The following is a 15,523-nucleotide window of genomic DNA, read 5'->3' as shown; positions in this document are numbered from 1 at the left end:
CAAACCCAAACCCAAACCCTGTAGCTACAAAACTCTCTATATATATTAATCTCGTTAAACCTATGAAAATCAAATACTAGCACTGGGGGAGCCGAAACTGGCTGAGATTAGACCAACCATGGTCTTAAACTCCTGAACCTGATCTGGGTTGTACCAGCGTAGGGAAGTGAACATACATCCATTTAACCGATTTGTAACGGTGAAGGGGAATGTTTATCCAGTAATCCCCCAGTGCTTATTAAAAACTTGGAGGGATTTTTTTTATGAGAAAAACACATAAACTCACGTTGACTGCGATGATGATCGCGATTGGTACACTTTCGAGTAATTTATTGTTTATTCCGATTGGCGTCACTAAGGTGTTTCCGATTCAGCATTTCTTGAATGTTTTATCTGCCGTTCTATTAGGTCCGTTTTATGCTGTAGCGCAGGCTTTATGTGTATCAATCTTACGAAATATTATGGGGACTGGATCAATTTTTGCATTTCCTGGAAGTATGGTTGGCGCCCTATTGGCAGCACTTCTTTTTATGAAAACCAAAAAGATCTATATGGCCTTTTTCGGTGAAGTGATTGGAACGGGGATTATTGGAGCGATTCTCTGCTTTCCGATTGCTACCCTGCTGCTTGGTCAAGAGGCGGCACTATTTGGATTCATTCCGTTATTTATTTTTAGCTCAATTGCCGGAGCGTTGATTGGTGCAATCATATTATCGATCTTTTTAAAAAAGAAAATACCCGTCCTTATACCAAAAGAAACTTCAGTGAAAGAAGTTAAGTAGAAAGGGATTACCTTTTACCAAAAACCTTCCATTTCGCAAATAATAAAATAGGCTTTTGTATCAGTAGCAATACCCACCTATTATACATATTTTGTTGGGGAAGGTAATGCAGTGTATTTACCTATTAACAAGTTGGTTCTTTGACCATTTCGTGTTGCTGCTGCCCTTAAATATATAAGGAGGTAATAAAAATGTATGATTTCCAAAGTCAACTCCAGGGGTTAAGTCTTGGAGATTTCCAAGCGACCCAGGCAGTTCCTTTTGACCCAAGCATGTACTACACTGATCCTGCTCGATTTGGTGGTTTAGGCGGTATTGGTGGTGTTGGTGGTATCGGTGGTTTAGGCGGTGTTGGTGGTATCGGCGGTTTTGGCGGTGTTGGTGGTTTTGGGCGATGTTCTAGCTGTTTTAACTGCTTCCACAACTGCTTCCACAACTGCTTTCACAATTGTTTCCACAACTGCTTTCACAATTGTTTCCACAATTGCTTCCACAACTGCGGAGGCCATCGCTGCGGCGGAGGCCATCGTTGCGGCGGTTGACAATTATAGATTTTTAACCAAAACACCACTTAGAACAAAAGAGGAGAAGAGCCCCTACGCTTATTGTTGGGGCTCTTCTTTACAGAATTAACATAAGGGACAAATTGAGATACATAGGATGATAGTGATGATGATTAAATAGGATAAAAGCTTCGGAAAAGGAGGAGCGAAATGACCAATATGAACACTGCTATGCGTCTAAAAGTGAAAAGGGACACGTTTTTTCTCCCTGAACCAAACAACGGTGTGTATTTTCGGAACAATGTAAGCTCGTTCCGTATGAAAGGCAGTATGATCGATCAATGGGTTGAAAAGCTAATGCCAATGTTTAATGGCGAATACACCTTAGAGTACCTGACAAACGGTTTGCCGGCAGCATACCGAGACAGAGTGTTTGAAATAGCAGAAGCACTATATCAAAATGGGTTTGTTCGTGATGTGAGCCAAGACAGTCCACATCAATTGAGGGAACAGGTTCTAAAAAAGTATGCTTCACAAATTGAATTTGTGGATAATTTGCTTGATTCGGGTGCATTTCGTTTTCAGAACTATCGTCAAGCGAAAGTGTTAGCAGTAGGCTCTGGTCCTTTTTTTGTTTCGTTGGTTGCATCGTTACTTGAATCAGGATTGCCTAAATTCCAAATGCTGATCACTGACAAGGTGCAGACCAATAGACAGCGGTTGATGGAACTCGTGGCAAATGCCCGTAAAACAGACGCCGATGTGGAGATAGAGGAGGTCAAACTAAACAAGCAGGGGGAAGACTCCTGGGAAGAGATTATAAAACCATTTGATTATATTTTATATGTGTCAGAAATGGATGATGTAGGGGAACTCCGGCTTCTTCATAGGGTTAGTAAAGAAGAGAAGAAAGTGTTTCTGCCTGCTATCTGTTTAGAGCAGGCGGGTTTAGCGGGACCGTTCGTACATCCAGACTCAGAAGCGGACTGGGAGTCTGCATGGCGTCGTATTCACCAATCCGCTCTCTACAAAAAGCAGCCATTTTCCACCTTCTCTTCCACAGCCGGAGCAATGCTGGCAAATGTTACGGTATTTGAGTTATTTAAAAACATTACGGGTGTTTCCAAAAAGGAACAGAACAATCAAATCTTCCTTCTGGATTTGGAAACCTTAGAAGGAAACTGGCATTCGTTCCTTCCACATCCACTGGTGACAGGACAGGCAACAGCTAAATTTATAGAAGATATAGATATTCGATTAGCAGAAGGGAGGGATAGGGCTGATCCTGGTAAATTACTTCTTTCCTTCAACCATTTAACATCAAAGGTAACAGGGATTTTCCATCGTTGGGATGAGGGTGATTTAAAGCAGCTGCCGTTAGCACAATGCAGAGTTCAAGCAGTCAACCCATTGGCAGACGGACCAGCTGAATTGCTGCCAGCGGTTGTCTGTACGGGTCTGACACATGAGGAGGCAAGAAGGGAAGCGGGTTTGTCGGGAATTGAATCGTATGTATCACAACTTGTCGGTTCGATCGATCTACCCCAGGAAGTGGCAATTGGCGCAGGTGAAACGTTCGCGGAAAGTGTTTATCGAGGTTTGCAAAAGTGTTTGGATGAGGAGTTGATCAAACAATGTCTTGAAACTGGGTATTCAGTCTCCCCGGTACAGTTTAGCAGGGTTGAGGATGAACACTGTAAGTTTTATTTGCAGACACTGACAACGATGCAGGGAGCACCAACTATAGGGATTGGCACAGAAGTGTCAGGATTTCCTGTTGTGTGGATTGGAACAAATAATGGTTGGTATGGCAATGTCGATTTGAATATAACACAGGCATTACGAAAGGCACTCCAACAGGCTATTTTCAATGTACAAAATAAAGAAGAATTCGTCACAACACGATCCTTGGAGGTTTCATCCATGCTTCTGGCTGAAAAAGCGCCACTAAACATTGATATCCCTGCGTTTGAAGAGAGGATCCAATCAGAGAACTTGTTAACAGCTTTGGAAATCTTAACACAAAATGGACACCGGCTATTGGTTTATGAACTAGAAATTGACCTCTTTTTAAAGGAGGAAATGCCAGGGGTATATGGCGTATTGGTTCATGAGGAGGGATTGACGTGAGTACTGTCATGTTGGTTGTGGGAGAAGGGCTGCTGGCAGACTACGTGTCTGAAGAATTGTCAGCTCAATACTCCCTTTTTCGCCAAACCGATTTCGGAGCAATCGTACCGGATCGGATTGAGATAGCATTGGTTTTACATGATGCATGGAATCCCTCTGTTCATCAAAAAGCAGAAGAGGTATTTCGTCAAACAAATACTCCCTGGCTGCGAGGCTTTGTTACATTTGGAGAGGGGGTAGTTGGTCCTTTTGTTCAACCAGGTACGCAAGGATGCGCTCAATGTGCCGATTTGCGTCGTACTATAACAGCAAGCGACCGCACAGAATTGTGGGAGATACAAAAGAGGTTGGAGTTATCCGGAGGAATGCAACAGGAAGCTTGGGCAACGCGCTCGGGAATATTACAGATGGCCAACGTAATCGGGGCTGAGGTACAAAGAATTATGAAGGGTGATGATCCTTATTCAGAAAAAAAGGTTTGTTTCATCAATCTGAAAACATTGAAGACTTCCTGGCATCGGTTTCTGCCCGATCCCTTGTGCCAGGTATGCGGTCAATTACCTAACGATACATCAGACATGGCTCGAATTTTACTGCAGCAAAGTCTAAAGGTTACCAACGACAATTATCGAAGTCGTTCGTTAGATAACCTGAAAAATGTTCTTGTAAAAGACTATCTCGATCCTCGAACAGGACTTATGAATGATAAAATGGTTAACCTTGTGCATACCTTTGCGGATGTAGGTGTTATTTTGCCATTGTTTGAAGGAGACGAGGGAACAGCAGGAAGGACTAATTCGTTCGCGGTAAGTGAGTTAACGGCCATTTTGGAAGGATTAGAGCGGCACTGTGGGCTTAAGCCACGTGGCAAACGAACAGTGGTCCATGACAGTTATAACCATTTGAAAAATCAAGCACTCAATCCAATCGTGGTTGGGGTCCACGCAAAAGAACAGTATGAAAGAACTGGTTTTCCATTTACTGAATTTGATCCAGATCGCCCGATTGATTGGGTATGGGGATATTCATTTTTGCAGGAGCGACCGATTCTGATTCCAGAACTGCTTGCCTATTACAGTTTGGGCGGCAGGTCACAAGGATTCGTCTATGAAACTTCCAACGGATGCGCGTTAGGTGGAAGTCTAGAAGAGGCCATTCTCTACGGTATTTTGGAGGTGGTGGAGCGTGATTCGTTTTTGATGACATGGTACACTCAGATGCCTCTCCCGCGTCTTGACCCGACTTCCACTGAAGACCAAGAGCTTCTGTTAATGATTGAACGGATGCGTGCAATCGCAGGATATGATCTATATTTGTATAACTCAACGATGGAGCATGGAATTCCAAGTATTTTGGCAATTGCTAAAAACAGAAAGGAAAAAGGAATGAATCTTATCTGTGCAGCCGGATCACATTTAGACCCGGTACGGGCAGTGAAAACAGCAGTTCACGAGTTAGCTGGTATGATGCTTTCATTGGATGAGAAATTGGAGAAGAACAAGGTAGAATATGAACGAATGTTGCATGATTCTTCCTTGGTTCAACAAATGGATGATCATGGCATGCTGTACGGATTACCGCAAGCAGAAGAGCGCCTGCAGTTTTTGCTGGACGATACTCGTCCATTGCGATCGTTTGAAGAGGAATTCAAATGGAAGTCGACACATTTAGATCTTACTGATGATCTTCAGGATATTCTTCAAGAGCTTCGCCGATTAAACCTCGATGTGATTGTGGTTGACCAGACGACACCAGAAACAATCCGAAACGGACTGTATTGTGTAAAAGTGCTGATTCCGGGAATGCTGCCGATGACATTCGGACATCACCTTACCCGTGTTACTGGACTGGAAAGGGTATTAACGGTACCTATGGAACTTGGATATTCACAAGAACCGCTAACAGCAGAACAGCTCAATCCACACCCGCATCCGTTTCCATAAGTGCATCACTAGGAGTGATAGAGAATGATTCTAGATGAGTTTCTGCACAATTTACATTTCGATATTGAAAAGGCAAGTATACCCTATTGGGAAGTGGATTGGGAAGATAAACCACTTCCCTATAAATTATACCGTGGGTTGCCTGTGGTTCCATTATCCCTAGAAGTTCCACTGACACTTGAAGGACAAAGACAACCCGCAACACCTGACCTATCTAAACTGGGTCATTTTCTTTGGTATGTTTACGGCCTTACTCAAATTAGCCAATCGGTCTTTAGCATGGATTCTACAGACCATTCAGACGTCATGCAATCATACAGGAGGTTTGCCCCCTCGGGAGGAGCACTGTATCCAAACGAATTATACGTATATTTGAAAATCGAGGATTTGCCAGTTGGGGTGTACCATTATGATGTGGCACACCACCGCTTAGTATTGCTGCGAGAAGGAAATTTCGATTCTTATATTGCCAAGGCTCTTGGTAATCGTTGTGACGTTCCATCATGTTTTGGGACGGTTTTTGTATCGACGATGTTTTGGAAAAATTTTTTCAAATACAATAACTTTGCTTACCGGCTTCAGGGGTTGGATGCGGGCGTGTTAATTGGACAATTATTGGAAGTAGCGAAACGGTTTGGCTTCGAATCAGGGGTATATTTTCAATTTCTTGATCGCGCCATGAACCATTTGCTTGGTTTATCTGAACGAGAGGAGAGCGTCTATGCAGTCATCCCACTATCGGTGGAACCAACCATTTGGTCAGCCAACGGGAGTGAAAGGGACAGAATGGTATCGGCAGCACAGTTGTGCGGAGAATTGACATCGATTGAGCAGAATCACTACGTCAAGTCACAAAGTGTTAAAGAGTATTCGATGTTAACCAAGCTAAATGAAGTGTCCATGCAGGAGGATACAAGTTCCTTTTCGATGATTGAAGCGAATGTGAATGGAAATGGTGGAGGTCAAGTGGTAGCTCTGCCTGAGGCGGAGAGGCGATCCTATGATCTGGGGTCTGTTTGCCGAAACCGATTTTCTCCAGATATTGATTTTATGATGGGGAAGGTAAATCAGCTCCAACTGGCAAATCTGCTGCACGAGGCGACGGATTCCTTTTTGTATCGAAATGATTTGGAAGCTGTGCATCAGAAGCACGAGCCGCGTGCCTCACTAAATATCTGTCTATATAATGTTGAAGGAATTCCTAATGGTGCGTACCAATATGACAGTAATTCCCATGTATTACACCAGGTCCAACCCGGAGATCATCGGCTCCTGCTGCAAACTGGTATGTCGTTATATAATGTGAATTTGCTTCAAGTACCACTTTGCATACATGTCACAGGAGTAAAGGATTACTATAAAAATACATTCGGTTACAGAGGATATCGGATTCAACAAATGGAGGCAGGAATGCTTGTGCAACGATTACTCTTAGGGGCAGTTTCCCTTGGAATGGGAGGGCACCCACTCCTCGGATATGATGTCAGCCTGTGTGATAATATTTATAAAATGGAATCACAAGGAAAAACCTGCTTAATCCAAATTCCGATCGGTCCCTATCGACCTCGCCCTTGGTTAATGGGGGGGGTGTGTAGTTAATAGCTCTCTTTCTAAGCCTTGAGGCAAATTGAAAAAAACTAAATTTTAATATTTGATAATCCCTTTTTGTGTAAATAGTTAGGAACTATCTCACAAAAGGGATTTTTTAATGGAAAAAGTTTCACTTGGAACTAAGAACATACCTAAAAAGCTTGTAGAAACGTCCATGATGGAAAGAATTCTACAAGCTTTTCTTATTGAAGACTAAAAGTAAATTCTTATAAGTTGGAACCTGAAATTTTCTCTTTATGGGCAATATCCTTCACAACATCCTTTAAAGTTACACTCCCCAAAACCTTCTCCATGGCTATTTGAGCAGCTGAAAATAATGGTTCTACTGTATTCTGTATGTTCCTGCCTACGGGACATGCTGGATTTGGATTGTCATGTAAGCTAAATAACTCTTTATCCTGTACAACATTAACGGCCTTATATACATCATACAGTGTGATATCAGATAAATCCTTTGCAAGTTTTGCTCCTGCTATACCTGGACGCACCTCTACTAAACCTGCTTTTTTTAGCATCCCCATTAGTTTTCGTATAACTGCTGGATTGGTGTTTACACTTGAAGCTAAAAATTCGGAGGAGCTTGTTCCCTCTTTATTAAATTCAATTAAAGATAATATGTGAATTCCCACAGCAAATCGACTGCTGATGGACATCTATAGTCACCGTCCCTTTTTGAATTACCATTTATTCATCTTAATGTGTAATTAACTTGGTTACAAGTTTATTATAGCAAATTTCGAAGAGAATAAATAAAGTGATTTTATTCGGTTGACAGATTAACTCACTTGTAATTATAATGATTACATGTAATTAATTAAGTTACAACTAAACGTTAAATGGAGGTATGGACAATGAAATTTTTAGTTACAGGTGCAACTGGGAAATTAGGTTCAAAGGTTGTAGAAACAATATTGAAAACTGTTCCAGCAAGCCAACTAGCAGTAAGTGTTCGCGATCCAGAAAAAGCGGAAGGGCTTCGTTCTCGTGGAGTAGAAGTTCGTCAAGGGGATTTTGACCATCCAGACTCATTAGATGCTGCATTTGCAGGGATTGAGCGTTTATTAATTATATCTGCGGATGGAGACAATGAAACAAGGATACGTCAACATACGAATGCAGTTGCTGCAGCTGAACGTGCAGGAGTTAAATTTATTGCTTATACAAGTTTAGCAAATGCAACAGAAAGTAAGAATTTAATGGCTCCACCTCATGTTGTGACAGAAGCAGCAATCATTAAAACGGGTATTCCCTATACGATCTTACGTAATAATTGGTATTTGGAAAATGAAATAGGTAGCATTCAAGGTGCCTTGGCAGGTGCTCCATGGGTAACTTCCGCTGGAGACGGTAAAGTAGGGTGGGCACTGCAACAAGATTATGCAGAAGCTGCAGCAGCCGTTCTTGTTGGAAATGGACACGATAATAAAGTGTATGAACTTTCTGGACCTCTTTTAACTCAAGAAGAATTAGCATCTGCACTTGGGGTTGTATTGGGTAAAGAAATTCCTGTACAACAAGTAAATGACGAGACATATGCAGAAATCATGAAAGGCTTGGGCTTACCTGATTTTGTGATTCCGATTGTAGTTGGAATCCAAGAGAGTATCCGAAACGGTTCATTAGATGTGCAAAGCAATGACTTTGAGAAGGTTCTCGGCCGCCCAGTTACCCCAATTAATGAAGCCCTAAAACAAATTGTTACTGAAATCTCATAATCAAAATATAGCAGCCTAAAAAAACCGACCCTTCTGAATACAACAGAAGTTTATCACTTCCTTCAGCAAAATAATTAAGCCATTTATCATCAGCCTATTGAAAAAAACTCATTTTCCATTTATTTGGCAAATGAGTTTTTTTATTTTTGAAATTGATTAAAACCGATTGTAATAAGCCAACCAACAGCAAACGTAACAGTAAGATATGTACCTATATAGAGTAATATTTCTACCTTACTTCCTCCTTTACTATATCTCTGAGTTTGACCATTATGTTAATGCCATTATAACAAGGGATTTTTAAAAATTTGTCGAACCAAGAGAGGTTATCTATTTGTAATTAAACTGTTACCTTTTTTTAACAATAGAAATCTCATGAAAATAAACAGGACCATTCTACCCCAAATAGGAAAAATATTACTGCTTTTCCTGTTCATTAAGAGTGTGCTTTTTCCCATTTTTCATCCCTTAATAATGGGTAACACTTAACTAGACAATGAATTTAATGTTACGTAGACTAAACACTATATCATTTTTCTATTAATTACTTGGGGTTGGTTATCTACTATTCTCCTAACCCAATATAGATTTAGATTGTAGTTTTTGATAACGGGGAGGAATAACCATGTTAGAATTTGATACAAGTATGGAACATTTAGCGAACATTAAAGTGATAGGGGTTGGCGGCGGGGGAAACAATGCTGTGAACCGTATGATAGAGGATGGCGTTGGTGGAGTAGAATTTATTGCTGTTAATACAGATTCACAAGCTATCAAACAATCTAGAGCAGCAATCAAAATGCAAATTGGTTCCTCTTTGACCAAGGGGTTAGGTGCTGGTGCAAATCCAGAAATAGGACAAAGAGCTGTCGAGGAGAGCAAACATCAGATCGAAGCAGTCTTAGCAGGTGCTGACATGGTTTTTGTTACTGCCGGGATGGGTGGCGGTACAGGGACAGGGGCAGCACCCGCCATCGCGAGGATTGCTCGAAAGCTTGGAGCCCTAACGATTGGAGTTGTAACACGACCATTTAAATTCGAAGGCTACAAGCGTGCAAAAAATGCAGCAAGTGGAATAGAGGAAATGAGGGAAGCAGTGGACACCTTGATTATTATTCCAAATGATCGTTTATTGGAGATTGTAGATAAAAAAACCCCTATGATTGATGCATTTCGAGAAGCAGATAATGTTCTACGTCAGGGTGTACAAGGGATTTCAGATTTAATTGCGGTGCCTGGTTTAATCAATCTTGATTTTGCAGATGTGAAAACGGTCATGTCTCATAAAGGAACAGCCTTAATGGGAATTGGTATTGCAGAAGGTAGAAACCGTGCTGCCGAAGCTGCGGAGAAAGCCTTAAATAGTCCGTTGCTGGAAACTTCCATCAATGGAGCACATGGTGTAATTATGAATATAACGGGTGGCCACAATTTAAGTCTATTTGAGGTGCAGGAGGCAGCAGAAATCGTTGTTTCAGCTTCTAACGAAGAATTAAATATGATTTTTGGATCGGTCATAAACGAAAACTTAACAAATGAAATTATTGTAACTGTAATAGCCACTGGATTCAGTGATCAAGAGGATAAAGCAGTACATAGTTCACCTCAGACACTAAAGGAAGAAATGTCGCATTCATATCATAGGGAACAACATATACAATATCAAGAACCAGAGCCGTACACCCATGATGAAGACGTTCAGGTTTTTGACCTGCACTTAGAAGAGTCAGAGGAACCTAATGATATACCAGTGTTCTTGCGCAATCGAAAAAAACGCTTACGATCATATTAATTTAGTGTAGATACGAGAAACAGCTTGGTTCCTTTGCCGTTGCCCCCTGATTTTCACACTGTACGGGAATCAGTTGCCCCACTTTAGTTCCCCTTGCCACACAATCTTTTACTGTAAGGGAACCACAAAATCCTCAGGTTCTCCATTATGCCATTGGAAATTCCCGTTGCATTTGGATGATAATAATTAGTAAATAGTAAAGAAGGCATTTCATTATTGAGGTGCTTTCTTTATCTATTAAATAATATCTTATACCAAATTAGCCTGTAACGACCAATCAGGTAGTTTTATTTGAAAACACGAACATTATGTAATAATACTTATAATATTTTCGCCTAAACACGAAAATTAACGTATTTTTATAAAATATTATTCATGTTTTATTGAATAACATCGATTAACTTGTTATACTGACCAAAATAACTAATAATAAAACTTCCACCGGTTAAGAGTTTGAAATTATTCTACCAAGTTAGCAATTATTCTATTGTAATATATCTTACTATTCACTATAATGCTATTTATTAGAATTTAGTGTCTAATTGGGGGTGTGGAGATTATTAGAGCAGCTCAGGAAAAAGTGCAATTATAAAATTCCTATGGAACAGCGCAATTTTATCTTATAAAAGTGGGGGATGCATCTATGAAAAATCTATTGAAAAAGTGGAATCAAATCAGCCTTGTTAAACAAATTGCTATTGGTTTAATCATTGGTATCATCTTGGCCGTAACGGTTCCGCAGGTTGCAAAGCCAGTGGTTATATTAGGCTCATTATTTGTAGGTGCCTTAAAAGGGATAGCACCCATTTTGGTACTCTTTTTGGTTATGTCGGCCATTGCGGGTCATAAAAAAGGTCAACAAACAAACATGAAGTCTGTTCTTTCACTGTATCTACTGGGAACGTTTTTAGCAGGATTAATTGCTGTTATTGTCAGCTTTATTTTTCCTGTAAGTATTACCCTTACAAAGGGTGCTGAAGATTTGGCAGCTCCTGGGGGTGTCGTAGAAGTACTTAAGTCATTACTTCTCAACGTTGTCGATAATCCAGTAAAAGCCATTTATAATGCAAATTATATTGGCATTCTAACTTGGGCGATTGTCCTAGGTCTAGCTTTGAAAAATGCCCCAGATACGACAAAAACCTTGATTTCTAATTTCTCAGATGCCATATCTAAAATTGTAACCTGGGTCATTAAGTTTGCACCATTCGGGATTATGGGACTGGTTATTGAATCCATTACCACAAACGGGCTCGAGTCTCTATTAAGCTATGGAAAATTACTTGTTATTTTGATAGGATGTATGCTTTTTGTAGCTTTTGTTGTCAATCCACTCATGGTATTCGTGAATATACGTCAAAACCCATATCCACTTGTATTTCAATGTATTAGGGAAAGTGCTGTTACAGCGTTCTTTACACGCAGCTCAGCTGCAAACATCCCAGTAAATATGAAATTATGTGAAAAACTAGGTTTAGATAAGGATACCTATTCTGTATCTATTCCATTAGGTGCAACCATTAATATGGCCGGTGCAGCAGTAACCATTTCAGTTTTGACGCTTGCAGCTGTTCATACACTTGATATTCACGTTGACATCCCTACAGCGATTATTCTAAGTGTTTTATCAGCCATTGCCGCCTGTGGTGCTTCAGGGGTTGCCGGTGGTTCACTCTTATTGATTCCACTAGCATGTAGTCTTTTTGGAATTCCAAATGATGTGGCCATGCAGGTAGTTGGTGTTGGCTTTATCATAGGTGTCTTACAGGATTCATTTGAAACTGCCCTTAACTCTTCAACAGACGTGCTTTTCACTGCAACAGCAGAATATAAGAAGAGAATTAAAGAAGGAAAGAGATTAAAGAGTAATAAAGTAGCATAACTATAATCATCCCCTTTGTGGCTCACTAAGGGGATTTTATTTTGTGAAAAATTAACTAAAATATCATAAAGTTGTCACTATCAACACGCTTCTCTTTTGTTTACCGACGTATAATTATAGTGAAGATATGTTTTTATTATGTTTTTATATGGAGAGGATGATAATGATGTTAACGGATTATTCAAGAATCGTTGTCGCATATGATCATTCAGAATTAAGTAAAAAGGCGTTAAAGATGGCTATGAATTTGGCGAAGCAGGATAATATCATTCAATTGTACGTAGTAACTGTCATGCAGCCAATAAGGCCGTTACCATACTCGACTTATGGGTATGCATTAGCTATAAACCGAGAGTCGCAAGATAAAGAATTCCAAGCGATTCGTGATGAGATTGAACTAGAGTTAAAAGAGCTACCAAATAAATCGAAAATCGTGTTATTAGAGGGTCTTCCAGGACAAATGATTGTTGAGTTTGTTAAGGAATACGATGGCGATCTAGTTGTAATGGGCAGCAGAGGGTTAAGTGGACTGAAGGAGCTCTTCTTGGGAAGCGTCAGCCATTTTGTGGTCCAAAAGGCACCATGCCCAGTTTTCATTGTAAAATAATTCATCACGTAAATAAGCTTGTAGAAGAAGTCCATTTGGACTAAATCTACAAGCTTTTGTTTTTTAAGATAAGATCAATAAAAAACTCATAACTATTAATGTGAAAATCTGCTTCAATGTTGCGATTTTGAAAGGCTACGGTTTTAATCTTTAATTTTCTTGCAGGAAGTAAATCTAATTCCCGATCACCAACTACCCAATCAATATTTTGATTTTTCAAGACAAATTCATAAGATGAAGTATGAGGCTTTCTATGGAATCCTTGTTCTTCTACGGAAACAATTTCTTTAAAGTAGCGTGTGAGATGATATTTCTCAAGAAGATAGGTAGTAGATTCCATATCACGGTGGGTAACGATAATATTGTTATCAACTGCTGATAAAACCTTTTCTAAATGCTCAAAAGGCTTACTGTACAATGTCGAGTATTGTTTATCCAATCGTTTATATTCTTCTCTTTTAGACTCATCAATCCCATAATGCTTAAAAGCCGTTTTCGAGTCGATTTTTAGCCACTTCAATACTTCCTCACGATTGAGATCCTGTTTGCTTAATTTTACAAATCCTTCGACCAATGCTGGATATGTATCAAAAAGGGTCCCATCAAAGTCCCACAAAATGTTCAAAATAATCCCTCATTTCTTATCGATGCTAAAAATAATAATGTACCATTTTACATAAAATTTAACCAGCCATAAAAATATATTTTAAAACGGATGCACATATTTTTACCTTCACCATATAATAACTTCTGTGAGAAAATTATTGGAGGAAAAAATCATGAATAACAATCAAAACCTTACTAGTAAAAGAGAACAATTTGATGGAGGAAATGGGTTTAAAATTATTGAGATCAATATATCGGACCCAACTGAAAATTTATATGCTCTAGTCACACCTGTAAAAATGAAATAAGTCGGAACTATTCTAAATCATCATATCATCGCTTTCTCTGAATAAATTAATTAATAGAAGAAATGAAAATAAATATGAACATTTTTACTTACTAAGACGTACTATCTTTACTTGAAAAATTATCAAAATAAGGATGTTGATCATGATGAGGAAAGAGATTGAAGTGATGATACCAGGAGCATTCCCGTTAGCAGCAACATTAACACTCCCAAATGGAGGAAATGGAACATTTCCTTTAGTGGTAATGGTTCACGGAAGTGGTCCAATAGATCGAGATTCAAATGCTAAAGGAATGCCGATGAATATATTTAGGGAAATAAGTGATCTAGTTGTTGCAGAGGGGTTTGCTAGTATTCGATATGATAAAAGGGGTATAGGTGCTAGTAAAGGCGACTATCATGAAATGGGCGTGTACGATTTAATCGACGATGCACAGGCTGTAGTAGAATTTGCTAAAAATCATCCAAACATTGATTCAGAGAATGTGATATTACTAGGACACAGTGAAGGAAGTATTTTAGTACCATTCGTGAATGAGAGGGTTCCGGTAGATGGGCTGATTCTACTTGCGGGCACCGCTGAACCATTACCGGTAACAACGGCATGGCAGCGCGAGGAAATAATGAAGGATTTAAGATCTGTAAAAGGATTTCAAGGATGGTTACTTCGTTTGCTAAAAGTAGATCAAAAAATAACAAAAATGAATGATGATTTATTTAAGTTGATACAAGAATCGGATGATGCGGTGATTAAGTATAAAGGCAAAAAAATCAATGCTAAATGGAATCGAGAGACAGCATTATTTGACGTATCAGAATCGTTACAAAAGGTCAATTGTCCCGTTCTAGCGATTACAGGAACCAAGGATGTAAACGTTAAGGTTAGCGATTTAGAAAAGATTAAAGCATTCGTTCCTAGCGAGTGCGAAACACACATTATTCAAGACATGACACATATGCTTCGTAAAACAGATGTTGAATACAGTATGAGCAAAATCATGAATAATAATAAAAAATCACTGAAACAACCCGTTGATGCTGAATTAAAAGCTAAAATTACTCAATGGTTAAGAAACTGGAAAAAAAGACAAGTAACCATCGATAAAACCGAAATGCTGGTAAAATAATCTTTACTAATATTAACAAAATAAAAGAACAAAACAGGACCGAATGAAATCGATCTTGTTATGTTTTCCATTTAATTAAACTTGCCTACTAGGATTTGTCACCATTCTGTCACTAAAAATGATTGCTTATTGTGAATTCATCATTACGACACAGACAAATAACCACAATTCCACTATGATTAAATAATCAAATGGAGGGATGTGGTTTTTTGAATAATTTAAAGGTTATTTTCAAAGGAAAAGTATATATTATTCTTCACCAACACTCTTCTGGTTACTGTGAAATTAGTGAAGAGGGCAGTTCAATTGGCGAAGTTCAACTTGTTCATTTTTCTGAATTAACTTTAGTAATATAAAAATAAAGCAGTGGATTTTTGTCTATAAAAATCTCACTGCTTTTTCTATATTTTTTGAAAGGCTTTTCTAAAATTTTGTTGCTTAAATTAATGTCTTTGGGATTAATTGGTATATGAAGATCACTCTGGTTACCGTTGAACAAGAAAATTCATGCTAGAGGG

General features: G+C 39.2%; 14 protein-coding genes and 1 riboswitch. Of the genes, 11 read left to right on the top strand and 3 right to left on the bottom strand.

Annotated elements, in window-relative coordinates; genetic code table 11:
* Positions 1-74: 74 nt before the first annotated feature.
* Positions 75-182: riboswitch (TPP riboswitch) on the top strand.
* 81 nt (positions 183-263) lie between these two features.
* Positions 264-782, top strand: coding sequence for an energy coupling factor transporter S component ThiW (gene thiW / locus V7124_RS16640; protein ID WP_335419796.1), 519 nt, complete (start codon positions 264-266; stop codon positions 780-782).
* Between the two features lie 341 nt (positions 783-1,123).
* On the opposite strand, the gene V7124_RS16635 is transcribed toward thiW, so the two are convergent.
* Positions 1,124-1,327 carry a hypothetical protein gene (locus V7124_RS16635; RefSeq protein ID WP_335491161.1) on the bottom strand — a complete coding sequence of 68 codons (204 nt, stop codon included), beginning with the start codon at positions 1,325-1,327 and terminating at the stop codon, positions 1,124-1,126.
* A gap of 168 nt (positions 1,328-1,495) precedes the next feature.
* Here V7124_RS16635 and V7124_RS16630 point away from each other — a divergent pair, with 168 nt between their 5' ends.
* From V7124_RS16630 to V7124_RS16620, 3 genes are read left to right on the top strand one after another with little or no spacing between them, the layout of a single operon-like run.
* Entirely contained in the window at positions 1,496-3,415 is a 1,920-nt protein-coding gene (locus tag V7124_RS16630) for a putative thiazole-containing bacteriocin maturation protein (protein WP_335491157.1), read from the top strand.
* Positions 3,412-5,358 carry a TOMM precursor leader peptide-binding protein gene (locus V7124_RS16625; protein WP_335491155.1) on the top strand — a complete coding sequence of 649 codons (1,947 nt, stop codon included), beginning with the start codon at positions 3,412-3,414 and terminating at the stop codon, positions 5,356-5,358. Before V7124_RS16630 ends, V7124_RS16625 begins: the two co-directional genes overlap by 4 nt.
* A gap of 24 nt (positions 5,359-5,382) precedes the next feature.
* Positions 5,383-6,957, top strand: coding sequence for a SagB family peptide dehydrogenase (locus V7124_RS16620; RefSeq protein WP_335491153.1), 1,575 nt, complete (start codon positions 5,383-5,385; stop codon positions 6,955-6,957).
* 218 nt (positions 6,958-7,175) lie between these two features.
* Here the strand turns inward: V7124_RS16620 and V7124_RS16615 are convergent, their stop codons facing one another.
* Positions 7,176-7,622, bottom strand: a complete 447-nt coding sequence (locus V7124_RS16615) for an Rrf2 family transcriptional regulator (RefSeq protein WP_335491151.1) — start codon at positions 7,620-7,622, stop codon at positions 7,176-7,178.
* A gap of 198 nt (positions 7,623-7,820) precedes the next feature.
* On the opposite strand from V7124_RS16615, the gene V7124_RS16610 reads away from it, so the two are divergent.
* The 4 genes from V7124_RS16610 (at position 7,821) to V7124_RS16595 (ending at position 12,965) form a co-directional block, all read left to right on the top strand.
* Positions 7,821-8,684 carry an SDR family oxidoreductase gene (locus V7124_RS16610; RefSeq protein ID WP_335491148.1) on the top strand — a complete coding sequence of 288 codons (864 nt, stop codon included), beginning with the start codon at positions 7,821-7,823 and terminating at the stop codon, positions 8,682-8,684.
* A gap of 625 nt (positions 8,685-9,309) precedes the next feature.
* Positions 9,310-10,476, top strand: a complete 1,167-nt coding sequence (ftsZ, locus tag V7124_RS16605) for a cell division protein FtsZ (RefSeq protein WP_335491146.1) — start codon at positions 9,310-9,312, stop codon at positions 10,474-10,476.
* Between the two features lie 643 nt (positions 10,477-11,119).
* Positions 11,120-12,358 carry a serine/threonine transporter SstT gene (gene sstT, locus V7124_RS16600; RefSeq protein WP_335491144.1) on the top strand — a complete coding sequence of 413 codons (1,239 nt, stop codon included), beginning with the start codon at positions 11,120-11,122 and terminating at the stop codon, positions 12,356-12,358.
* Positions 12,359-12,521: 163 nt separating this feature from the next.
* Positions 12,522-12,965: a universal stress protein gene (locus tag V7124_RS16595; protein ID WP_335419772.1), complete on the top strand. Its 444-nt coding sequence runs from the start codon at positions 12,522-12,524 to the stop codon at positions 12,963-12,965.
* A gap of 46 nt (positions 12,966-13,011) precedes the next feature.
* Here the strand turns inward: V7124_RS16595 and V7124_RS16590 are convergent, their stop codons facing one another.
* Positions 13,012-13,590, bottom strand: a complete 579-nt coding sequence (locus V7124_RS16590; protein WP_335491142.1) for an HAD hydrolase-like protein — start codon at positions 13,588-13,590, stop codon at positions 13,012-13,014.
* A gap of 154 nt (positions 13,591-13,744) precedes the next feature.
* On the opposite strand from V7124_RS16590, the gene V7124_RS16585 reads away from it, so the two are divergent.
* From V7124_RS16585 to V7124_RS16575, 3 genes are all read left to right on the top strand, one after another.
* Complete coding sequence (locus V7124_RS16585) at positions 13,745-13,879, top strand: hypothetical protein (protein WP_335491140.1); 135 nt, start codon at positions 13,745-13,747, stop codon at positions 13,877-13,879.
* A gap of 142 nt (positions 13,880-14,021) precedes the next feature.
* A complete protein-coding gene (locus V7124_RS16580; RefSeq protein ID WP_335419764.1) occupies positions 14,022-15,005 on the top strand; it encodes an alpha/beta hydrolase in 984 nt (327 codons plus the stop codon).
* Positions 15,006-15,214: 209 nt separating this feature from the next.
* Positions 15,215-15,361 (top strand): hypothetical protein, encoded by a 147-nt coding sequence (locus V7124_RS16575; RefSeq protein ID WP_335491135.1) that lies wholly within the window; start codon positions 15,215-15,217, stop codon positions 15,359-15,361.
* Positions 15,362-15,523: the final 162 nt, after the last annotated feature.

It is taken from the genome of Neobacillus niacini, from assembly GCF_036961885.1.
Lineage (GTDB): Bacteria > Bacillota > Bacilli > Bacillales > Cytobacillaceae > Neobacillus > Neobacillus niacini_H.
The sequence above is the reverse complement of the archived record's forward strand: the minus strand, read 5'-3'. Positions and strand labels throughout refer to the sequence as shown.